This window comes from Acetobacter fabarum, from assembly GCF_029069195.1.
In the GTDB taxonomy this organism is placed as follows: Bacteria; Pseudomonadota; Alphaproteobacteria; order Acetobacterales; family Acetobacteraceae; genus Acetobacter; species Acetobacter fabarum_A.
This window is the reverse complement of record NZ_JARDYK010000002.1, coordinates 225,452-245,947: the sequence shown is the minus strand read 5'-3', so window position 1 is coordinate 245,947 and position 20,496 is coordinate 225,452. Positions and strand designations below refer to the sequence as shown.

Here is a 20,496-nt window from a genome sequence, read left to right as displayed (position 1 = left end):
ATGACCCCACGCACACCCAAAAAAGTCGATGTGTCGGAGCATAACACTGCTCCTGGCACAGTCGATAACATGAACGCGCAAGGCGCGGCCGAAGTGTTGGTCGGAGATATTGCGGACCTTGAGGCGGCAGAGGGCTCGCAGGGAAAGCCAGCGGACTATCCTTCTGGTGTGTTCTTGCTGTTAGGCAACAAGGAACAGAGGGTGCCACGCGGCAGCATTATTGTTGTGTGCCGCAAGGACGGGTTCCGGCGTGCGGGTGTGGAGCATCCACCAGTTGCGATTTACCCCGTGGATCACTTCTCGGCAGAACAGCTCTCTCAACTGAGGGCGGAGCCTGTTTTGGAACTGATTGGGGTCGCTGAATAATGGCCTACGCCACGGTTGACGACATGACGAACTCCTTTGGCGAGGATGAGCTGATTACGGTCACAACACCGCGTGGCGTTGAGCGCACGGTGATTGACCAGAATCAGGTCAACACCGCCATTGGTGTGGCAGCGGACGAGATCGACAGTTACCTGCGCCGCCGTTACGCGGTGCCGCTGGTAAGTGTTTCTCCAAAAATGTTGCAGGTTTGCTGTGTGCTGGCACGGTGGGTGCTGTGGTCAACAACCGATACAGCACCGTCTGATTCCATGCGGGCTGACCGCAAGGACGCCATTGCGTGGCTGGGGAACATCAATTCTGGCAGCGTGACGCTGGATGGAGCCACACCCCTGAACGTGGGTGAGGACTTCAGCCGCATTGCTACGCGCAGGCCATCCGTGGGGTTTGGGCTATGACCAGCTCTGTGCTGCCCCTTCTGCGTGATGGTGGCCCGTTGCTGGCGGCGTTTGAGGGAGTGCGCGCCCTGCTGGAGCCGGTCTTTCCGACCAGTCTGTTCCGGTACGAGCACGTGCAGCCTCGTATGTCTGCTGCACGCTGGGCGGAAATCGCACGGGTAGCACCCACCATTGGCATGAGCCTGGCTGACTGGAACTCCAACACTCTGTCCGGGACCGACTACCGTGGCGATGTCAGTATTCCGGTCTTTTTGGTGGTGCGCCAGGACAAGCCGGAATTTCTGCTCAAAGGCACGAAAAATCCCGGTGTGATGGGGATGATGGCTGCGGCCATTTTTGCCCTGGACAGCCAACGGATTGAGGGCGTGGGGCAGGTTAGCGTGAAGCGCGCCAGCAATCTGGAGGCCGCGAACTGGATTGATGACCGCACAGCAATCGCAACCCTGAATGTGGTCGTGAAGAATGTTGGCTACAGCAAAGAGCTGGCGCGGGCACAGTTGGCCGATTTGAGTGGCGTGGATGGCACATGGGATTTTGCTCCCGTCACCACGGCACAGAGCAGTGGAGCAGAGAAATGAATACGCTTGTGAGCGTTGTGCCCCGGCACCCGGAAACCTTGCGGGATGCGAGTGGGAAACTGATTGGCAAAGGGCCGGTTGACGTGGACCCGCGTGATCCGTTCTGGCGGCGTCTGATCCGCTGGGGGGATGTGGAGGTGCAAAAACCCGCCACGACTTCTGCCACCACTCCAGCCGTTGCAACAGCCACGGCCAGCCAGAACGGGAGTAAACCATGACATCGGTGACACTGACCGAAATTCCCGACAACTGGAATGTGCCGGGAAGCAATGCCGAAATCACCGCCGTGCGTGATGGTGATAGCCTGGTAAACATGCCACTGCGCGGGCTGCTGATTGGGCAGCTTGCAGGCGGTGTGGCCAATGCGCTGACATCTGTGCCCATTACCGATCCGGCCCAGCCTGCCGCCCTGTTTGGTGCAGGAACATCACTCGCCCGCGCGGCCGTCAGGCTGCTGGGAGCGGCTCCTTACGAGCAGATTGACGTGATTGGCGTCAAGACGTCTGGAACTTTTACCAAGGCCTCAGGGGGTGTGCTGCCCGTTGGTTCGCCCACAGCAAATGGCACCGTCGCGCTTTACGTTGGTGGGGTGCGTGTGCCGGTGGTGCTGACCCGCACCATGACGCCTGCCCAGATGCAGGTAGCCATGATTGCCGCCATTGCGACTGTGCCCGACGCTGCGGCCATTGTTGGTGCCGTCGCCAATGCCAACACGGCATCCGTTGACCTGACGGTGAATGAACCTGGTGTTGTGGGCAATGATCTGGACCTGCGCATGAGTGCGGCCCATGCGGATCAGGTGGCAGGGGTGAGTTTTACCGTAACCCCGTTTGCAGGTGGTGCGGGCTCGGTTGATATTACCGATGCGCTGGATGCGGTTTATGCGACTTGGTACACCGACATGTATCTGACGGTGAACGATGCCACGAACCTGAGCACCTTTACCACGGAGCTGACCCGCCGGTATGGGGCCATGGTCAAACAGGACGCGCATGGGTTTGTGGGCTTCCGAGGCACCTATTCGGATACGCTGGCCCTGCTGGCGACACTGAACTGCCCATACCTGTCTCCCATTCCCGCTAACGCTTCACGCTGGGCACCGTGGGAGGCTGCTGCCGTGCTGGGTGGTATTGCGTCCCAGGCATCCAACAATGACCCGGCGCGGCAGATGCAGGATCTGGTTCTGACGGGGTTGCAGGGGCTGGCCCCGGATGCGGCTGACCTGTTCAACGAGGACATGCGCAACGTCATTCTTGGTCAGGGGGGCACGACTTTCAAGGTGGAGCAGGATGGCACGGTGCTGATTGAGCGCGTGCCGACAACCTATAAAACCGACGCCAACGGAATGGCCAGCACGGCTTATTTCGACATCATGACCCCCAAGACAGATACGCGCGTGCGCTATGAATGGCGCAGCTACACATCTGGCTGGAGCCGCATGAAGCTGGCGGATGATGGTGATCCGCTGGGGCTGGCTGACGGGGTAATGACACCCAAGATCGCCAAGACCGAATGCCTGATCCAGCTCAAGCTTTACGAGGCTCAGGGCTGGATCATGGATGTGGATGCGCTGGCGGATCAGGTGGTGTTCTGGATCGACCCGGCCAACAAGAACCGCCTTCTTTACAAGATGCCCATCAAGGTCATCGGCAACCTGATCCGGCTCGATGGCCAGATCCAGACGGAGTATTGATGCATGGCGAATGCTGGCGACGTAATCGGCATTATCCAGATTTATTCTGGATCAACGCTGATCGACTGCACACCGGGCAGCAAGATACGCCTGCCCGGCCGCAAGAACGCGGCAGTGCCCACCGGATACAAGACCCGCACGGCTGCGGGCTATCAGGGTGGGCAGGTGGATGCCACGGCCCTGATGGGGACCGGGGATGATCTGGACTGGCCCGACCCGTCCGTACGTGGGCCGTTGCAGGTGCGCTGTGACACCGGACAGGTCATTGCCATCACCGACGCCATTATCGAGCAGAAGCCCGACATCAGCGATGGCGGCGGCAAGGCCGCCCTGCGCTGGTTCTTCGATAACTACACTATTCAGGTGACATCATGAGCAAGCACGAAGCCCCTTTGGTTTCCCATGAAGACAACTCTTTCCTTCGGGATCACATGGACCAGGAAGTCTCAGATACTTCTTTGGAAACCGAACTGGAGGACGAGGAAGAGCTGCCAGCGTTACCCAAGCGGGCAAAATGGCAGCCCGATGGTACTGTGCTTCTGACGTTGCGGAAATCGGTGGTGCAGACCACTGAGGTTCCGGGGGGTGGTCATTCTGAGCAGACTGTATCGACACTGACTTTCCACCCGCTGACGGGGGCTGCAATGTTGCGTATTCAGGCCGTAAAGGGCGATGGTCCGCGTGCGCTGATGATGATGAAGGAGTCAACCAAAATGGGAGGCTTCGTTGGAGAAGCCATCTTAAAACGGTTGGATGCACGGGACTATGTCGCGGCCACAGTAATTTCGTCGATTTTTACCAATCCTGGCCTGTAAACTGGGGTGTTGTCGTGACCGCCCTGGCGAATGGTCAGGGTTGGTCCAAGGCAGAATACATGGCCATGACATGGCCGGAGTTGCAGTTCTGGTCTGAGCAGCTCCGTGCTTTTTTTGAAGAGCAGGCCGCACAAGCGCAGGGTGGGAGTTAAAAACAGTGGATGGTTCTCAACTGACCGCTGCCCTGCGGCTGACGCTCAAAGACGAGGCATCCAGCGGCGTAAAGGCCTTTGATGATGTTATTGGCAAGCTGAATGCAACACTTGACCGACTGACAACCGCACTGGCCCCCCTTGCCCAGCTTGGGGAGGCGTTGTCTGCCACAACAGCAGGGACCGTGCGCCTGGACGAAGCACTCGGGGCTTCCGCAGGGGCGGCAACCCGGATGGCGGAGGCCACCCGAGGTGCGTCTGTGGCGGCAGACGTTATGGCAACGGCGTTCGGCACTGCTGCGTGGCAGGTTTCCGAACTGAATGTGGCGTTTGGCGAGCTGGGGGCCGCAGAGACAGTGGCAGGCACCACGGGCGAGGCCATGGGTGCTGAAATTGCTGGTGGTGCCGAAAAGGCGACCAGCGCCGTGGATGCGCTGCTAACCCGTGTGCGTGCGCTGCGCGATGCCATGGGGGCGGCTGGCAGTTCTGTCATGAACGGTCCCGTGGGAGCATGGGCCGGTGACATGCACGGTGCAGGGAAGGGTTTTGCGGATAGCCTGCAGGGCAGCATGCACCATGCCATGACGGCGGGTCTGTCCACAATGGCCATGCTGGAGCCGATCCATGCCTATGCAGACTATGGGAATGCGCTGACCCATATCGGTTTGACGCTTGGGCTACATGGTCAGGCCAACGCCGATTATGCTGCCGGTCTCGGCAGACAAATTGATGCGTGGTCACGACAGTATGGGCAGCGCGGATCCGATATGGTGGAGGCTGCGACCTTTCTTAATCAAGAAGGTTACAGTCAGGAACGTATGAATGCGCTGGTGCCTGTCATTGGGCAGATATCCACGGCATACAACGCACATCCTGACGCCGTTGCGAGGACGGCCTTCGCGCTCAATCAAAATCTTGGTGTTTCGACACAGGATACGAATATAGGTTTGGCCATGCTGGCGCGCGTGGGCAAAATGTCGGCGCTCCCTTTTGAAGAACTGGCTCCCCTCTTCCCGGAGCTTGCCTCATCGGCTGCGGGCGTTGGCGTAAAGGGACTGGATCAGGTGGCAGACCTTGGTGGTATGCTCGCTCTTATTCGGAAAAATACAGGCACGTCAGGCGAAGCCACAACGGCATTACGTGCATTTATCCAGACTATTTCCAGTCCGCATGCGCGGCATAGATTTGATAAATACGGTATTGATCTTAATCGCACCGTTCTGGATGCACAGCATCATCATACAGACCCGTTGGCGGCTGTGCTGAACAGCATTATGGCCATCGGAGATTCTGACAGGCGCTATACTGCCATCGGTGACCTGTTTGGAAACGAGCGCGATCAGCTTTTTACCCGCGCCATGACACGGGACTGGAAACAGTACACCGGCATGCGTGATGAAGTTCATCAAACATCCGCCTCCATGATCGGAGAGGATTACGATACAGCCCGGAAAAACTCGCCGCTCACCCACTTGAATGCGTTTGAGGAAAGCCTCTCCCAGCTCAACCGGCGTATTGGGAAAGGTTTTGTGCCAACGCTCAACATCATGACGTCGGCACTTAATAAAGTAAATTCCGGCTTTGAATGGCTGGATGGGCATGTGCCTGGGGCGAGTTCAGCCATTATTGGTGTGACTGGCGCAGTGCTTGGTCTGTCTGCGGCAACGGCCGCTCTGGGCGTTGTCTGGGGGCCGCTCAAAGCTGGATTTGCCGTGGTTCAAACCGCCTTGCGTGGGGTGGCTCTGGCTGAAATGTGGGCCACCACAGGGCTGGCATCCTTCCTCGGCATTTCAACGGCCGCAGCAAGTGCCATTGTGGCTGCATTTGTTGTTGTGGGCGTGGCGATTGCCGACATTGCCCTGCACTGGTCCCGGTTTTCTGGATCGTTTGCCACCATTGGTCGTGGGCTGATGGAAGAGGCACGGGGTATAGGTAACGTGTTGGCTGGCATCTTCCATCTGGACTGGCAACGTGTCCTGGCAGGAATGGGACAAGGAATGCGCGGTATTGGGACTGTGTTTTCTGGATCGTGGGGTGTTATCCGGCAGCTCTTCGTAGACTTTGCGGGCTGGTTAAACGGCTGGGGTGCGGGCATTCCATTGCGTATTCTGGATGGGATCGCCTCTGGATGGCATGCACTGACTGACGGTCTGGCGGGCAGGATCGGCCAGTTGGAAACCACATTTGATACGAGCTGGCTGGGACGGCATATGGGGTTTGCCGCCCCGGTGCCTGCTGGAGCGCCAGCACATGTGCCGACCATGGCCGGAGCTGCGGCAGCAACGGGAGCACAGGGTGGCAGGTATGGTGTGCACATCACCACTGATCGTGGTGTTACTGCGCGTCAGGTCTCTGGCCCGGCACAAGGGCTGACCATTGCATCCCCTGATACAGGTCGGATGGTAGGGCGGCCATGAGCGGAGCATTAAGCAGGATCGGTTCTACGATTGGCAATGTAGCGGGAACCGCCAGTGGCGTTCTCTCTACGGCCAGGAGCCTGACCGGCACGCTCTCCAATGCAGTAGGCATGCTCAACGGTTCTGTCGGGGCCATGGGGGGGCTGGCCAACCTGTCTGGACTTGGAGGTATGACATCGCTCATTGCCTCGACACTGGCCGAAGCCAGTTTTCGGGGGGTGACATTTTCCATGCCTGCCTCGGAGGATGAGGTCGGGCGTCGCGTTGTGCAGATGTTTTTCCCCGGTGTGGATACCTTCGCCCTACAGGATATGGGCGTTCTGGACGGTCCCATCCATATTCGTGGGCTGATCTGTGGAGATGACTATGTTTACCGCGCCGGGTTAATGCGCGCAGCGCTTGCCACAACTGGACCAGCAACGCTTGTGCATCCGTGGTGGGGGGAACTCAGGGTCAGGCTGATCGGGGAACCTGCCCGGATCGGGTTTGATGAGAACCGCCAGGGTATCGCCACGCTGGAAATGACAGTGGTGCGTGAGCCCAAACCTGCCACAGCCAAAAAATCCAGCAGTTCGTTTCTGGATAGCCTGACCAGGCTACTCAATGAAGCGGACAGTATGCTGGATAAGGCAACGTCCGTAATGCGGCAGGTTCTGTCTCCGCTTCTGATCGGGGTTTCTCTGGCACGATCTGTGGAGAACAGTGTATCCCAGATCGGTGCGATGTTCTCGGGACTGATCGCCAGCGCGTCTGAACCCGTTTCTACTGCATGCGCAACGCCACTGGCGGCATTGGGCCTTGGCATTGCGCTCCCTGCAAAAAATACGGGTATGATCTTTGCCGATGCCGTGACGGATGCATTGGTGGCTGTGCCTGTCGCCATTGCCAATGCCGTTCTGCCCGCACCCATAGCAGCGGTCGGGTCTGCACAGGACACCATCAGCGAGACCGGCTCCAATGGCATGTTCGTACCTGCCTCTGTCACCACGTCTGATTATCTGGGGCAACTGACGGCGCAGGGGGCGGGAGGGGGCATCACGCTCGCGCCAACCCCGGCGGCCGGGACGGCATTGCTGATTGCCGCGGCCAGAGAATGCGTGAGCATTGGCGCAAAACTGGCGACCGCCCCGGGTGGGTCCGCTGCCCTGAGCATCACACTGGTGGCGGCTGTGGCCTGCGTGACGCAGGCGATTGCTACGGCTGCGGCAATCACCTTCGCCAACACTCAGGAGGCATTGAGCACACGGGATGCGCTAGTGGCGGCACTGGATGGGTTGAGCAATGCTGTTGTTGCGGCGGGAGCGATAACCACTGGCGACGGTATTGCTCCTGCGGGAATTGCGGATCTGTTTAGTGCCATCCAGTCCACCCGTGCTGCGGTTTATGCCGATATTTCCGAACAGTTGGGGCGGTTGCCATCCATTGTTGCCGTGCAGGTTCCTGTGGAAATGAACCCATGGCTGCTGGCCTATGCCCTGGCAGGTGACACGGCAGAAAATGTGGTGCCCATGCTGAATGATATGATGACCCGCAATACCATTCTGACACCCGCAGTCATTCCGGCCGGAACGCTGTATGTGCTGGAGCAGGGCATATGAGCACAACAGAAACGGTAACAGTTCACGGCGGGCAGCGGCCCATGGTGGTCAGGATCGCAGGGCGTGAGTTGGTGGAATATACATCTGCTGAGGTCGGGCGGGATCTGGCGGACATAGCCGGGCAGTTCCGCATCGGTTATTTCCCCCGGTATGACCTGAAGTTGTTTGGCGACAGTTCTCCTCCTCCAATAACCAAAACAGCTCTGGCCGAATTTTTTCATATTACCGAACATGATCCGGTTGAAATCCTGATTCATGGGCAGACAGTGCTGAAGGGATGGGTAGATGACATCCAGCTCCGCATGGAAGGCGGTAATTTTGAAGCATGGATTACTGGCCGGGACGTAACGGGCGATCTGGTGGATGGCACAGCCAACCCGACTGGACCTGGCGAATACCGGATGGTGACGCTGGCTAAGTTGGTACAGACAATCTGCACACCGTTCGGGTTTACCGTGGCGGCTGACGTGGACATGGGCACACCTTTTACACTTGTAGCACTTGAACCGGCCGAGACTGCCATGGCCGCGATTGAACGCCATTCCCGCCAGAGGGGCATTCTGGTCACATCTGATGGCGTAGGTGGGGTGGTGCTGACAAAATCCGGGCAGACCCGCGCCCCGGACAGCCTGCGTAATCCCGGCAATGTGCATGCGATGGAAGCGCGCCTTTCCTCCCGAGAGCGGTTTTCAGACGTGTATGTTAAGGGGTCTTTCAATAGCCATTTAAGACCAGCTCAAAGCCCATTAAAAGCGGGGGGAGCGCCACTAGCTGTCCCATTGAATGGTGCAGGTGCTCAGTTCTCTCCAGATCAGGCGGAAGCTGCGGCCACCCTGCGGTGGGGGCACGCCATTGACCCGGATGTAAGGCGTTTCCGGCCACGGGTTTTTTTGTCTGCGACACAGAGCGGCGGGTCTGTAGAGGCCCAACAGGCCGTAAACCCTGTTGACCCCAATGCGGGCTCCCAAAGTCCCGCATCTGGTGCTTACCGGGGGTATGCTCACAAGCACCGTCGTAAAGCAATGACGCCGCGCACAGATACCAGCCCATGGACGATGCAGGACCAGGCGGAATGGCGGATGCGCTCCACCCGCGCCGGTGCCGCCATGCGTGTCTATTCGGTGATCGGGTTACGGGCAGCCAGTGGCGCACTATGGCTTCCCAACCAGTTGGTGCTGGTGCAGGACCACTTTGCAGGCATTGACCAGGATATGCTGATTGGTGCCGTAACATGGGTTGCAGCGCAGGACGGATACCGAACCCGCATATCTGTTGTGGACCCAGACGTCTACGATCTGACGGGGGACATGGACACCCGCCATAATGGCCTGCGCCGGACAAAGCGGGCGCGCTCATTTGACGGGACAGCCAAGAGCCGCAGGTCATGACGATGGAGAGCGACAACGCCCAGAAGCTCCGATCAATGACCAGGCGTGCTGTTGTGCATGCGATCAATGATAATGGCGCAGGGCAGACCGTGACTTTGGAAGCCCATGCAGGTTACCCGCGTAGCAACGTGCCTGTGCATCAGCAGTTCGGGCTTTCCTCCCGCGCGCCACTGGAAGGCGCTGTTACGCATGTGATGGCGCTTGGCGGGGACGAGGCCGACCTGCTGGCGTTGCCTCCGGCCAATCCGTCTTTGGCACATATGGGTAATCTGGCCTCTGGCGAGACTGTTCTCTACGATGCTGTGGGGCAGGCTGTCTATTTACAGGGTGGCAAGTTTGTCCGTGTGCTGGCTGCCACGGGAATGACGGTTGAGATTGGCGGCGTGACCGTGCTGGAACTGACCAGTAAGCAGGCCACACTCAATGTGTCGCTGCAGGTCAATGGCGGCATAACGGCCAGTCAGGATATTGTTGCCGGGACCGTAAGCGTGCAGGACCACCTGCATGGTGGTGTGCAAAAAGGCTCCGACACAACGGGTCAGCCACAGGCATGAAAGTCACCCTGTTATCTGACAGTCTGCCCTAAAAACTGCGCGCGCGCGATGTTCTGCTGCATGACGTACGTGCCATACACCAACATTGCGATAGGATGGTCCGCCCCCTTTGCCCGGTGTGACGTGCGTGTTGCTTCAAAAGGCAATGGGCGTGGGTCTGTGGTTATTGACCGCACTCCGGCCAGCACGTTCCTGATTGCCATGGGGTCTTACCGTCGTGCGCGAACTGATGACCGCATTCCAGGCACTCTGAATGGTGTGGCTCCCGGTGAGTTGCTGGCCAAACGGGGCTGGCCGGGGGACGGGCTGCGCAGTGATGGACGGCAGACAGGTTGCCGTCTGTGGTTATTGGAAGATGCCAAGCAGACTGAAGCCACACGGCAGGCCGCGATCCGGTATCTGGACGAAAGTATCGGGCAGATCGCAACTGATCATGGGCATGATTACTCTGTATCCGCCACATGGACCGCACGCGGCCGGTTGCAGGCCAGCGCATCCGCGTTTGGCACTGTTGTATCCACTCCGGTTGTTGTCGGGGGTGGGGCGTGACACTGGTTATTCCAACACCGGATGCGTTGGCCGAGCGCTTCTGCACCTTTCTGGACGGGCGGCAGTTTACTGCTGATGACGGGTCTTTAGTGACGCTGGATGGTCGCGCGGCCAATACGTTTGAGAACGTGCTGGCGGCCGTCCATGCCATGGGGTTGTATGAACTGTATCTGGCTGTGCAGCAGCTCGCCAAGGAAATGTTTATCCAGACTGCAACGATTGGCGGTCTGCTGCCCCTACATGCGGACACATGGGGGGTGCCACGTATTGGGGCGACCACTGCTGTTGGCTATGTTCTGCTGAGTGCCAGCCAGGACGTTATTGTTCCAGCCGGAACGGAGTTGACTGTGGATGGCTCCGTGCGCTGGGCAACGACATCTGCCGTGACTGTTCCGGCTGGCTCAAACGGCACTGCAGCGTCCGTCATATCTGAGACGGCGGGTGCGCTTGGTAATCTGGCTGCCAACACAGCCCTGACGCTGGTATCCACCATTGCGGGGATTACGTCCGTTGGTACGGATGGGTCTGGCATTGCAGGCGGCAATGATATTGAGGAGGTGGAGGTCTGGCGCTCTCGCATTCTGCTACGTGTGCGCAAGCGTTCCGCAGGAGGCACTACAGCACAATACGAGGAACTGGCAGGCGATGCCGGGGCTGGATATGTGAATGTGGTGCCGGGCTGGCTGGGTAACAACATGGTGGGCATTATTGTGCTCATGCCCGGTCCGACCGTGCCAACAGAAGCACAGATTGAGACCATCCAGACCTACATCGACGGTATTCGGCCCGTGCGTGGTAATGTCACGGTAGTGGCGGGACAGATTGCAGCCCAGAACCCGACCATATCCCTCAACCCGGATACGCAATCTGCCCGCTCGGAAGTGCAGGCCGCTGTTGCTGCCTATTATGCCGGGATTGCCATGGGGGGATGGCTTTACGTCTCCGATCTGTCCGATGCAGTATCTGCGGTTGCAGGGGAAACCAGTCACTTTATCTCCGCCCCTACGGCAGATTTTAAACTTGCAGCCAACCAGGTGCCTGTATTGGGCGCGATTACATGGGGAGACGTGGCATGAGCCGCACCCCCGATGAAATTTTGGCCGCCCGCCTGAATGCGCTCTGCCCAGATGGGTTTGCCTGGGCAAAGGACGAAACCAGCAATATTGCAGGCTATCTTTACCCTGGTGCTGGACTGATTGCTGACGCTGAAGCCATGTTGGACGCTCTGAAGCTGGAGATTAATCCCGGCACGGCAACGCTCCTGCTTTCTGATTATGAGAGAACGCTTGGACCAGATCCATGCGGACGGGACGCACTGGCTGTAACGCCCGCCCTGCGCCAGTCGTTGGCGCACCAGCGCTGGGTGTCTGTTGGGGACAACAGCATTCCTGCTCTAATCCAGCTGGCTGCCAGCCTGGGAGTGGAAATCGAGATTGAGGAGCCATACCCGCCTGTGTGCGGCACTGCGATCTGTGGTGATGCCATTTGTGGAGATGAAAACCTGCTGTGGGATTGGGTTGTCCACGTCAAAACTGGAGCTGCAAACCTTGAAGCAGATGCTGCGATTGCAGGTGTTGCGGTTTGTGGAGTGTCCATTTGCGGTTCTGTCGTGACGCCCGCTACAGCGGACATTCTGCAACGTCTGTTCTGTCCTCTCCAGAATGAAGCACCAGCCGACACCAACCTTTACATCAAAGACCAGGAGCTTTCCTGAATGGTAGATTATACAAAAGCTAGCGGTGCTGTAGTTGATGCGCAGGGACGACGGCAATTTGTAGACCGTAATGACGCATTAGGCATACAGGGCACATATCTTAACGCTGATGATCTCAATCAGAACCGCAACTCTCTGGTTGATGCGGTAACAGCCGCTGGAATTACACCAGATGGAGCTGACGAAACACAAGTCACGCAGGCGATGCAATATTTTGGTAAAAAAGCAGCGTCTGGCATGGTTTCCGGCTCTCCAGGCGTGTTGGCAGAGGGGGATGTTGCTGGGGCCATTCTGTATTATTCGGGCGCAGGAAAAGGACCTGCATTTATATATGGTGGTACCACCGTATTACTACTGACCAGCAGTGATCTAAGCAGCTACGCCACACAGGACTGGGCGAATGGCCTGTTCGCCACGCTGACGCAGCTTGCGGATGAAATTGCGCGCGCCAAAGAGGCAGAGGCCACCAAGGCCAATCTGGATGGCGGTAACACGTTCACAGGGCAGCAAGTCTTTGGCGGGAATGTCGTTACTGCCGGAACGGCTCATTTCGAGGCATACGATCAGAAGGGGGGACAGGCGAGTACGGTTTTCGGTGCGTATGATCCCGGAACCGGCAATGATAATGTTGAGGCATTTTTCAACATCATCAATTCGGCCAGAACGCAGGTTCAGCAGTTTATGCTCATGGGCAGTGGCAGAATTGCCTCTTCCAGTCTGGGCAATGTAGCGTTTGAATCACAGCTTCCGCAAACGGGGTTTGTTACGGGTGGCATTTATTCAATTGTGAAGGGTGATACTTCAGGGGTTTCGGTCATGAGCCTTTCCTTCGTCGCCACCATCACCACGCGCAATCAGTTCGTACCATTCCCTATGGCCTTTTCATCCGCGCCTATTATCAACGTCAATAATGGCGGCAGCGCGTCCAGTCAGGGTGGGGTGCAGATACGCGCATACGGCGCAACCGCTCTGGGGGTCTATATCGACATAGCAGATACTCTGGGCGGCGTTCACATAACAGCGCGAGGGTCGGTCTGATGAGCAACGCAACCGAAAAAACTGAAACCATAACGACAGCCACCGCTGCCGCGCCGTGGTGGAACGCGGCTTATCCTGCGCAGTATTACGCTGTTAAAACTGGCGAAACCCTTGGTGGTTATCCGCTGATGGGGTGGGTTGATGTTTCATTATTCCAGTCCGCACCCGACTGGCTTCCTGCCGCGTCAGCAATGATCGCGCTCACCACCAAGCAATGGTCCGCGCGTGCGTCTGATCAGATACTGGTCAATGGGGCAATAGAACAATACACGCCTCCCGCCATAACGCTGACGGCGCAGGCAGCCACCGCGCTCTCTGCAGCCCGCACGACTGTTTATAACAATTACGGCATTCTGAACGAGGCCACGCCGGATGTGTGGGTGACGTATCTCAAGGCCCTCATGGCCATTGCCGATGGTACGGATACGACCAGTACGGCGCTGCCGGGCGAGCCGAATGCCAGTGTGACGGCGGCATGAGCCTGTCACACTTTCTTGGCGAATATGGCAACCTGATCATGACGGTCGGAGCAGGTGTAGGCGGATGGTGTGCCAATATGATGAATGGCTACCTGAAGGCACAGCGCCAGAAATTTGATGCAGGTCAGCAAGCACTTGCCATACTTGACCGAGCCTCTGAGCGAGACCGGCAAATGGACACCCTGGTAACAACAATGACATTGCGGGTGAATGACCTCATGCTTTTACGTTGGCGACTGGATGACGTGATGCAGGAGGTTTACGCTCAGGCGATAGCCGCACGCATGATCGTGCATGAATTGGATGCCCAGGCGAAGCGTTTTCCGCGTGACTTTGCACCGTTGCCCGCATACCCGCTTGCCGCTAATGGCGCCTCCATCCTTAAGAGCGGACATTCGGAGCAAACGCATGACGCCGGATGACGAGTTCTTTTTGGTGCTAGGTGCTGGTGGGGTGCTGGTGGGTGCTTTGATGGTAGGGGGACTTCTGCTTCTACTATCCAGGCGCACGGACCCATTTCAGAAGATGAGAGACGATGAAGCGGACTAGATTGTGTCTGTTGCTGCTTGTGGCGTCCTGCTCTTCCATTCCGGTTCGGGCCAAGCATGACATTATTGGTATCTCCCGGTCCTCGCTGATTGCCTGTGCAGGTGTTCCGGACAATACGGCCATTCTGGATGACGGAGAGGTTTTGCAATGGCGGCAGGATCAGGCCGTACAAGGACCATTTACCGTCAAGGGTCCATTTGGCCTTGAAGTGGACCTGTCTGGACATGGAACCTGCCATGTAGTCGCAAGGCTGCATGAAGGGCGTGTGGCTCAGGTTGAATACACCGGACCAAGTAGCACATTACTCGGGCCATATTCTGCGTGCAGGCCATTGGTGGCGGCATGTGAGCAATTGGTTTCTCGGGACTAAGGGATACCCCGCCATATCAACCGGACGCGGTTTAAGTGGCGGGGGCTAGGCTGCTCTAACAGCCAAGCCGGGTGCTTCAACACCCACGGATAACCGCCCCGCCCACCGCTGCGCAGCGGCGGGGTCTGTATGGAATAAAACCTCTATGGAGTCGAATCTGCGGCCAATTCAGCCAGTCAAACCTGTTGCCCCGTATCTGGGTGGGAAGCGTCGCCTAGCATCCCGAATTATAGAGAGAATGCGGGCTATCCCGCACTCTGCCTATGTTGAACCATTCGTTGGTATGGGGGGTGTGTTCCTGCGTAGGGATTTTTATGTTGAGTGCGAGGTCATCAATGACCTGAACCGAGATGTGGCGAATCTATTTCGTATTCTGCGATGGCACTACGTCCCCTTGATGGACATCCTGCGTTGGCAGATTACCACACGAGACGACTTTCAGCGTCTGACCTCGGCTGAACCAGATACCCTGACGGATTTACACCGTGCGGCGCGGTTCCTTTATCTCCAACGCACGGCGTTTGGTGGCAAGGTCAGTGGCCAGAACTTCGGGGTGTCTTTAAGGCGGGCTCGTTTTGACGTGCAGCAGTTGGGAAGCATGCTGGAAGACGTGCATGCGCGCCTAAGCCGCGTGGTGGTGGAATGCCTAACATGGCAGGAAGTGTTGCGACGCTATGATAGCGACAACACCCTGTTTTATCTGGACCCGCCGTATTGGGGATGCGAGCGGGATTATAATGCCCCGTTCTCTCGAGATCAGTTCATTGAGATGGCTGACCGCCTGGCACAGATCAAAGGACGCTTCATTCTGTCGTTGAATGATCGGCCTGAAGTGAGGGAAGTGTTTGCTGCCTTTGATGTTGAAGCAGTGACTGTCAACTACTCGGTAAGCTCCAAGGGCTCAGGACGAGGGGGACGAGGAGAAGTTTTAATCAGCAATTAAGAGCCATTTTAGGGGGCCTTTGTTGACCATTTTCCCGGCGTCGGGGAAATGGTTTTAGGGTTCCAAATTATGTGGCTGTTGGTTCCAAATCATTCGGCCCGCTACACCTCAGACTCTGAAACCGTGATAAAATCAAGGAACGATTGAAAACTTGCAGCCGCGGCACGTTTGAGGGTGCTATCGGGTGCGGCTGCTGGTAGCAGACACTCTTCCATCTTCCGCGGGCAAAGACGACCAGAAGGTTTCAAAACACCCGCAGCAAACGCCGATACGCATCAAGGGCAGCCTCTCTGCCTTTGAGACGTATCGGCCTGACTGACTAAAGGATTGGACGCATCAGACCATTCTGAGAGCCCGGAAGTTTTTTATAAACCACGTCACGAATTTCTGGTGGTGCATCCGCAGGGTTTCCCGCATGAAACGGTGGTTGCGGATCGTACTGGACGAGAAGCTGCACTTCCTGCGCGGCCTGCGCTCCACGAAGTTCAGCCGCGATCGCCAGGCCGAAATCAATACCGGCCGTCACCCCGCCGCCACTCATGAAGCGGCCATCTTTCACGATACGTGCCGGGTCCGGAATGGCTCCATAGTCCTTGAGCACATTCAGAAATGCCCAATGGCAAGCACTCCGCCGCCCCTTCAGCACGCCTGAAGCCGCAAGGATGATCGAGCCGGTACAAACCGAAGTCACATATTTTGCAGTCGCGGACAAACGCCGCACATGCCCCAGCATTTCAGGCTTCATCATGGCTGAAAGATTCAGGGCACCAGGCACGCAAATGACATCGACCCTGTCAATATCGGAGAGTTTTTCCGTTGGCCCAAAGACAATACCTTTTTCCAGCGTGACGAAACCACCCTCAGGACTGGCAAAACGAACGTTCGTGCCGGGAATACGTGAAAGGATTTCGTTAGGCCCCGCAAAGTCGAGAAGTGTCCCGTTCGGATAAATCGCAAACAGAAAATCAATCGGCTTTTCGGCGGTACCCAGCTCTGCTGCTCGTACGCTGTCTGGCAGAAGATGCGTTGCCGCCGTTGTGGCAATCGCAGCGCCCCCCATGAGCATCACGCGCCGCCGCGTGCTCCCTGCCTCGCTCAACTCTTTCTGGACCGTCTTATCGAAAATTTCAGGCATCTCCGCCTCCTCATCTCTCCTGCCCCATAGGGCTGATTGCTGGACAGTCTTGAGACGTAGTGCCCTCCAAAGATTTCCTAAAGGACCAAATTCCCTTGTTTTACGCCACGCCCTGAGCGTCAAGCCACCTATGTCTTTAAAAGAGGGAAATACGTCCTTTAGGTCATGACCCGTTTTGCTAGGATCAGTGGGAACCGTGATCACGTCCGGGATGGCGGTCACGTTTTTCTAAGATGAGGATATGATATGAGACTTTTGGGAAAAACCGCCCTTATCACGGGTGGTACGAGCGGTATCGGCCTTGCGACCGCAAAGCGATTTATCGAAGAAGGTGCCCGCGTTGCCGTTACAGGCCGTGACGAAACCCGGTTTGCCGATGTGCATGCAGAACTGGGCGGCGAGGCGCTGGTGCTTGCTGCCGATGTCCGGTCTGCTGACGCCATGCAATCCGTTACCGACAAGGTTCAGAAATCTTTTGGCGGCCTCGACATTCTGTTTGTGAATGCAGGCTATGTCATTCCGACACCATTACAGTCAATTGATGAGCGTCAATACGATGATGTCATGGATGTCAGCGTCAAGGGTGCGGTGTTTACGATGCAGGCGGCACTCCCTGTACTGCGGGAGGGATCATCCGTTATTCTGACAACCTCGTTTATCGACCAGACCGGCAGGCATGGTCTGTCACTGGTCGCAGCAGCCAAAGCAGCAGTCCGCTCATTCGCACGAAGCTGGTCCTATGAACTGCTTGATCGCAAAATCCGCGTTAACGCGGTCGCCCCCGGCGGGATCGAAACGCCACTCCTGAACAAGATCGGTCTTTCTGAAACCGAAGTGGAAAATTTTAAAACACAGTTCGCTGCGAGCGTCCCTCTGGGGCGCATGGGCCGGGCTGAAGAAATTGCTGCCGCCGTTCTTTACCTGGCAAGCGACGAATCCCGATACGTCGTCGGCACAGAACTGGTCGTCGATGGTGGTTGTTCACAGCTCTGAAACACGGATCCGATTGCCTCCACGGCCATTTACTACCGGGACAACCGTCATGACATTTACAAAATCACTCTCCTCTTTTCTGGGCGTCTCAATGGCTCTCGCTTTGCAATGCTCCCCTGTCCTGGCGGCTGTTACGCAATCGCCGGATGTGGCGGCAGTGAAGGCTGTGACCGAGCAGTTTGCTGCTGATCTCGCCAAAGGCGATCTCAAGGCCATTTCACGCCTCTACACCGATGATGCTAAATTGCTACCACCCGATGAAGACGCAGTTTCCGGTCGCGCTGCAATCCTCGCCTATTTCGAAAAAACCCTGCGACCGGATATTATCGGAGGCGCTCAATTTGATCATTACGAGGTTTATGGTGGTGGCGAGGCCGCAGTCAGCGTCTCTCAGATCAGGATGATGAACAGTAAAGGTCAGATTGTCGAACGCGGCAAACAAACCATTGTCCTGCTCAAGCAACGCGGTGAGTGGAAAATTCATCGGGATATGTGGTCAGACAATTCTCCTGAAAGTACTGCTAAATAACAACTACCGAAGATCGACAACCGGAGCCAAGAGCACGAAAAACTCCCAGCCCGTTGCTGGCTGCCCGCTATCTGGACGCCAAATTATTGGACTTAAGGGCTGATACGTAAGCGATTACCGCCTGTCTGCTGGATGTCCACTGAACAGACAGGCAGCTAAAGGGGAGAGCGGAAGGTCGGCTTTATGTTTGCATGCTGTTTGCTATAATGGCTCCATGAAACGTAAGAAGTATACAAAGGGTGCATCAACCGGACAAATGTCTCTTTTCAGACAGCAGGAGTGGAAAAAAATATTTCCTCTGCTTGGTATCCTCTTGTTTCTGTTTTCTGGGGCTGCGGGTCTGAGACTACTTCTGGCATCGCAGCAGCATACACGGATCGGCGGGCCTTACACTTTAGTGAATAGTCAGGGGCAGACCATCACTCAGGCAGCTTTTAAGGGGCGTCATACGCTTCTGTATTTTGGCTACACGCACTGTGTGGACGTCTGCCCGTTAACACTTGCGACTGTATCAGCCGCTCTTGATGAACTTGGCTCGCAGGGACAAAGCATTATTCCCGTCTTTATTTCAGTTGATCCCGAACGTGATACTCCTAAAGTTTTACAGGAATACGTTGAGCGTTTTTCCCCCCGTATTGTCGGCCTGACTGGCTCCGAAGTGCAGCTTCAGCCGGTTGTGAAGGCCTTTCATGTCTCGGCACGACGCCATGCCCCCAATGGTTCCGGCTATCTCGTCGATCATAGTTCGCTTCTTTATCTCATGGACGGACAAAACCATCTGGTTGGCATGATCCCCGTTGATTCCAGCGCCCACCAGATTGCAAGCGAACTCAGACGGCTTTTACCACCATCCTGATATCAGGTGGGACATAATTTCGTAAAAATCCTGTTGGTAAAAGCCAGAATAAGTAATGCGGACCCCAGTTCTGGTAGCAGAATCCCCAGAATGACGAGGATCGCAATACCGGCAATCCCATATTTCTGGGAGTGCAAGGCAGGCGGAGCACCCAAGGATCCCGCAGGTTTGCGTTTAAACCACAATACAGTTGCTGCACTGCTCATAACCAGTAAGCCTGTTGCCACGAATAGATTGATGACCTGATTTATCCATCCAAAAAGCTGGCCCTCATGCGCCGCAACGCCGTAGCCAATCACCCGGTCCATAAGGCCTTTCCCGGCGAACGTTGTCTGTGTCCTCACATGGCCGTCTGGGGTCACCGTCACACTTTCTCGCAAAGGGCGGTTTTGCGTGTCGGAACGCACGGTCCATAGAGAGCCAGACGGTGTAATGATCACCGGAGCTGGCAGGGAAAGGGTGCTCGCAGTGTGCGTAACAGTATCCAGACTGCTTAATAAGTCTCCTTCAGGAAAAGAAGTGGATACGGCTGGCATGTCCATACCGGGCATATCCATACCGCCTTTTACGGGAAGATTCTGTGGTTGCCCGAGCGGGTGCCCGGCAATGACTGTGGCGGCTGGAACCGCGCCAATTTCCCAGTCCTTGACAGAGATCAGGCGGCCAAGCGTGTTTTCAACCGATTGTAAACTGTGCCCCCAGACAAAGGACCACGGAAGACCTGAGACCAGAAACAGCACCAGAAACACAGATATCCAGACACCGGTGACAGCATGCATATCCCGCCAGCGGGTTCGCCCATGCCTTGTAAGGCGTGGATAAACGGCACCCGCCAGCCCTTGAGGATGGCGTGGCCACCAGAGCAGCAGACCTGTCACAACGAGCACAATGGTCCATGAAGCAACCATTTCCATAATGACAGAACCCACATTGCCCAGCAGCAACTGACCATGCAGCCGAAAAACCAGCCGCTCAAATCTGTCTTCTTCCAGAATGGTTTTCAGAACGGCGTGGGTGTTCCTGTCCACATAAACACGCACGGCCTCTCCGTCCGGCCTGCTGACAAGAACACGCGCAGCACTCTGCAAAGTCCGGGGGAGTTCATAAGCCAGAAAAGCCCCCTGCGGCACTGCTGATAAGGCTGCCTGAACGTCACGCTCGGGAGAGGGCGACAGGGCTGTGGGCAGATGATCGTATCGCCAGTCAATCCAGTCATCAATCTGGGGTTTGAAGAGATAAACCGCTCCGGTCAGAGAGAGAAAAGCCACAAAAGGCAGGCAGAAAATCCCTGCGAAAAAGTGCCAGCGCCAGAGCGTGCGACGGTCTGGCCAGAGAGTAGCAATGTGTATGGTCATGGCACTATC

25 protein-coding genes are annotated in these 20,496 nt (G+C 56.7%); 23 read left to right on the top strand and 2 right to left on the bottom strand.

All coding sequences use genetic code 11. From position 1 onward, the window contains the following. The 20 genes from PY793_RS04335 (at nt 1) to PY793_RS04240 (ending at nt 15,619) form a co-directional block, all read left to right on the top strand. A complete protein-coding gene (locus PY793_RS04335) occupies nt 1-366 on the top strand; it encodes an HI1506-related protein (protein ID WP_275176880.1) in 366 nt (121 codons plus the stop codon). Then, nucleotides 366-782, top strand: a complete 417-nt coding sequence (locus PY793_RS04330; RefSeq protein ID WP_275176879.1) for a gp436 family protein — start codon at nt 366-368, stop codon at nt 780-782. The genes PY793_RS04335 and PY793_RS04330 overlap by 1 nt, the downstream gene beginning before the upstream one ends. Then, on the top strand, nt 779-1,360 hold the full coding sequence (locus PY793_RS04325) for a hypothetical protein (RefSeq protein ID WP_275176878.1): 582 nt from the start codon (nt 779-781) through the stop codon (nt 1,358-1,360). The genes PY793_RS04330 and PY793_RS04325 overlap by 4 nt, the downstream gene beginning before the upstream one ends. Further along, nucleotides 1,357-1,578 carry a hypothetical protein gene (locus tag PY793_RS04320; protein ID WP_275176877.1) on the top strand — a complete coding sequence of 74 codons (222 nt, stop codon included), beginning with the start codon at nt 1,357-1,359 and terminating at the stop codon, nt 1,576-1,578. Before PY793_RS04325 ends, PY793_RS04320 begins: the two co-directional genes overlap by 4 nt. Next, complete coding sequence (locus tag PY793_RS04315) at nt 1,575-3,053, top strand: phage tail sheath subtilisin-like domain-containing protein (RefSeq protein WP_275176876.1); 1,479 nt, start codon at nt 1,575-1,577, stop codon at nt 3,051-3,053. Before PY793_RS04320 ends, PY793_RS04315 begins: the two co-directional genes overlap by 4 nt. Nucleotides 3,054-3,056: 3 nt before the next feature. Next, complete coding sequence (locus PY793_RS04310) at nt 3,057-3,428, top strand: hypothetical protein (RefSeq protein WP_275176875.1); 372 nt, start codon at nt 3,057-3,059, stop codon at nt 3,426-3,428. Continuing rightward, entirely contained in the window at nt 3,425-3,868 is a 444-nt protein-coding gene (locus PY793_RS04305; protein WP_275176874.1) for a hypothetical protein, read from the top strand. Before PY793_RS04310 ends, PY793_RS04305 begins: the two co-directional genes overlap by 4 nt. 14 nt (nt 3,869-3,882) lie before the next feature. Then, nucleotides 3,883-4,020, top strand: a complete 138-nt coding sequence (locus PY793_RS04300) for a hypothetical protein (protein ID WP_275176873.1) — start codon at nt 3,883-3,885, stop codon at nt 4,018-4,020. A 5-nt stretch (nt 4,021-4,025) separates the two neighbouring features. Beyond that, the gene (locus PY793_RS04295) at nt 4,026-6,437 is read left to right on the top strand and encodes a phage tail tape measure protein (protein ID WP_275176872.1); all 2,412 of its coding nucleotides are present in this window, start codon (nt 4,026-4,028) and stop codon (nt 6,435-6,437) included. After that, a complete protein-coding gene (locus PY793_RS04290; protein WP_275176871.1) occupies nt 6,434-8,035 on the top strand; it encodes a DNA circularization N-terminal domain-containing protein in 1,602 nt (533 codons plus the stop codon). The genes PY793_RS04295 and PY793_RS04290 overlap by 4 nt, the downstream gene beginning before the upstream one ends. Further along, nucleotides 8,032-9,423 (top strand): phage baseplate assembly protein, encoded by a 1,392-nt coding sequence (locus tag PY793_RS04285; protein WP_275176870.1) that lies wholly within the window; start codon nt 8,032-8,034, stop codon nt 9,421-9,423. Before PY793_RS04290 ends, PY793_RS04285 begins: the two co-directional genes overlap by 4 nt. Before the next feature lie 35 nt (nt 9,424-9,458). After that, nucleotides 9,459-9,977, top strand: a complete 519-nt coding sequence (locus PY793_RS04280) for a phage baseplate assembly protein domain-containing protein (RefSeq protein ID WP_275176869.1) — start codon at nt 9,459-9,461, stop codon at nt 9,975-9,977. Nucleotides 9,978-10,037: 60 nt separating this feature from the next. Continuing rightward, nucleotides 10,038-10,526: a phage GP46 family protein gene (locus PY793_RS04275; RefSeq protein ID WP_275176868.1), complete on the top strand. Its 489-nt coding sequence runs from the start codon at nt 10,038-10,040 to the stop codon at nt 10,524-10,526. Beyond that, nucleotides 10,523-11,602, top strand: a complete 1,080-nt coding sequence (locus PY793_RS04270) for a baseplate J/gp47 family protein (RefSeq protein ID WP_275176867.1) — start codon at nt 10,523-10,525, stop codon at nt 11,600-11,602. Before PY793_RS04275 ends, PY793_RS04270 begins: the two co-directional genes overlap by 4 nt. Further along, nucleotides 11,599-12,240, top strand: a complete 642-nt coding sequence (locus PY793_RS04265) for a putative phage tail protein (RefSeq protein WP_275176866.1) — start codon at nt 11,599-11,601, stop codon at nt 12,238-12,240. The genes PY793_RS04270 and PY793_RS04265 overlap by 4 nt, the downstream gene beginning before the upstream one ends. Then, complete coding sequence (locus PY793_RS04260; RefSeq protein WP_275176864.1) at nt 12,241-13,278, top strand: hypothetical protein; 1,038 nt, start codon at nt 12,241-12,243, stop codon at nt 13,276-13,278. It begins immediately after the preceding gene. Next, nucleotides 13,278-13,757: a hypothetical protein gene (locus PY793_RS04255; protein WP_275176863.1), complete on the top strand. Its 480-nt coding sequence runs from the start codon at nt 13,278-13,280 to the stop codon at nt 13,755-13,757. The genes PY793_RS04260 and PY793_RS04255 overlap by 1 nt, the downstream gene beginning before the upstream one ends. Further along, the gene (locus PY793_RS04250) at nt 13,754-14,179 is read left to right on the top strand and encodes a hypothetical protein (protein ID WP_275176862.1); all 426 of its coding nucleotides are present in this window, start codon (nt 13,754-13,756) and stop codon (nt 14,177-14,179) included. The genes PY793_RS04255 and PY793_RS04250 overlap by 4 nt, the downstream gene beginning before the upstream one ends. A 113-nt stretch (nt 14,180-14,292) precedes the next feature. Then, a complete protein-coding gene (locus PY793_RS04245; protein ID WP_275176861.1) occupies nt 14,293-14,676 on the top strand; it encodes a hypothetical protein in 384 nt (127 codons plus the stop codon). Nucleotides 14,677-14,821: 145 nt separating this feature from the next. After that, a complete protein-coding gene (locus PY793_RS04240; RefSeq protein ID WP_275176860.1) occupies nt 14,822-15,619 on the top strand; it encodes a DNA adenine methylase in 798 nt (265 codons plus the stop codon). A 319-nt stretch (nt 15,620-15,938) separates the two neighbouring features. Here the strand turns inward: PY793_RS04240 and PY793_RS04235 are convergent, their stop codons facing one another. After that, nucleotides 15,939-16,976 carry a DJ-1/PfpI family protein gene (locus PY793_RS04235; protein WP_275176859.1) on the bottom strand — a complete coding sequence of 346 codons (1,038 nt, stop codon included), beginning with the start codon at nt 16,974-16,976 and terminating at the stop codon, nt 15,939-15,941. A 24-nt stretch (nt 16,977-17,000) separates the two neighbouring features. Here PY793_RS04235 and PY793_RS04230 point away from each other — a divergent pair, with 24 nt between their 5' ends. The 3 genes from PY793_RS04230 (at nt 17,001) to PY793_RS04220 (ending at nt 19,132) form a co-directional block, all read left to right on the top strand. Beyond that, nucleotides 17,001-17,747: an SDR family oxidoreductase gene (locus tag PY793_RS04230; RefSeq protein WP_275176858.1), complete on the top strand. Its 747-nt coding sequence runs from the start codon at nt 17,001-17,003 to the stop codon at nt 17,745-17,747. A gap of 49 nt (nt 17,748-17,796) precedes the next feature. Beyond that, on the top strand, nt 17,797-18,276 hold the full coding sequence (locus PY793_RS04225; protein ID WP_275176857.1) for a YybH family protein: 480 nt from the start codon (nt 17,797-17,799) through the stop codon (nt 18,274-18,276). A gap of 214 nt (nt 18,277-18,490) precedes the next feature. Continuing rightward, nucleotides 18,491-19,132, top strand: a complete 642-nt coding sequence (locus PY793_RS04220; protein WP_275176856.1) for an SCO family protein — start codon at nt 18,491-18,493, stop codon at nt 19,130-19,132. Between the two features lie 2 nt (nt 19,133-19,134). Here PY793_RS04220 and PY793_RS04215 read toward each other — a convergent pair whose 3' ends face one another. Further along, nucleotides 19,135-20,487, bottom strand: a complete 1,353-nt coding sequence (locus PY793_RS04215) for a PepSY-associated TM helix domain-containing protein (protein WP_275176855.1) — start codon at nt 20,485-20,487, stop codon at nt 19,135-19,137. Nucleotides 20,488-20,496: the final 9 nt, after the last annotated feature.

Coding starts and splice junctions, on each gene's coding strand:
- PY793_RS04330 (WP_275176879.1), top strand. CDS start 366: ATGGCCTACGCCACGGTTGACGACATGACGAACTCCTTTGGCGAGGAT.
- PY793_RS04215 (WP_275176855.1), bottom strand. CDS start 20,487: ATGACCATACACATTGCTACTCTCTGGCCAGACCGTCGCACGCTCTGG.
- PY793_RS04260 (WP_275176864.1), top strand. CDS start 12,241: ATGGTAGATTATACAAAAGCTAGCGGTGCTGTAGTTGATGCGCAGGGA.
- PY793_RS04250 (WP_275176862.1), top strand. CDS start 13,754: ATGAGCCTGTCACACTTTCTTGGCGAATATGGCAACCTGATCATGACG.
- PY793_RS04310 (WP_275176875.1), top strand. CDS start 3,057: ATGGCGAATGCTGGCGACGTAATCGGCATTATCCAGATTTATTCTGGA.
- PY793_RS04275 (WP_275176868.1), top strand. CDS start 10,038: ATGACGTACGTGCCATACACCAACATTGCGATAGGATGGTCCGCCCCC.
- PY793_RS04225 (WP_275176857.1), top strand. CDS start 17,797: ATGACATTTACAAAATCACTCTCCTCTTTTCTGGGCGTCTCAATGGCT.
- PY793_RS04305 (WP_275176874.1), top strand. CDS start 3,425: ATGAGCAAGCACGAAGCCCCTTTGGTTTCCCATGAAGACAACTCTTTC.
- PY793_RS04320 (WP_275176877.1), top strand. CDS start 1,357: ATGAATACGCTTGTGAGCGTTGTGCCCCGGCACCCGGAAACCTTGCGG.
- PY793_RS04230 (WP_275176858.1), top strand. CDS start 17,001: ATGAGACTTTTGGGAAAAACCGCCCTTATCACGGGTGGTACGAGCGGT.
- PY793_RS04290 (WP_275176871.1), top strand. CDS start 6,434: ATGAGCGGAGCATTAAGCAGGATCGGTTCTACGATTGGCAATGTAGCG.
- PY793_RS04325 (WP_275176878.1), top strand. CDS start 779: ATGACCAGCTCTGTGCTGCCCCTTCTGCGTGATGGTGGCCCGTTGCTG.
- PY793_RS04220 (WP_275176856.1), top strand. CDS start 18,491: ATGAAACGTAAGAAGTATACAAAGGGTGCATCAACCGGACAAATGTCT.
- PY793_RS04315 (WP_275176876.1), top strand. CDS start 1,575: ATGACATCGGTGACACTGACCGAAATTCCCGACAACTGGAATGTGCCG.
- PY793_RS04335 (WP_275176880.1), top strand. CDS start 1: ATGACCCCACGCACACCCAAAAAAGTCGATGTGTCGGAGCATAACACT.
- PY793_RS04285 (WP_275176870.1), top strand. CDS start 8,032: ATGAGCACAACAGAAACGGTAACAGTTCACGGCGGGCAGCGGCCCATG.
- PY793_RS04280 (WP_275176869.1), top strand. CDS start 9,459: ATGACCAGGCGTGCTGTTGTGCATGCGATCAATGATAATGGCGCAGGG.
- PY793_RS04265 (WP_275176866.1), top strand. CDS start 11,599: ATGAGCCGCACCCCCGATGAAATTTTGGCCGCCCGCCTGAATGCGCTC.
- PY793_RS04255 (WP_275176863.1), top strand. CDS start 13,278: ATGAGCAACGCAACCGAAAAAACTGAAACCATAACGACAGCCACCGCT.
- PY793_RS04245 (WP_275176861.1), top strand. CDS start 14,293: ATGAAGCGGACTAGATTGTGTCTGTTGCTGCTTGTGGCGTCCTGCTCT.
- PY793_RS04240 (WP_275176860.1), top strand. CDS start 14,822: ATGGAGTCGAATCTGCGGCCAATTCAGCCAGTCAAACCTGTTGCCCCG.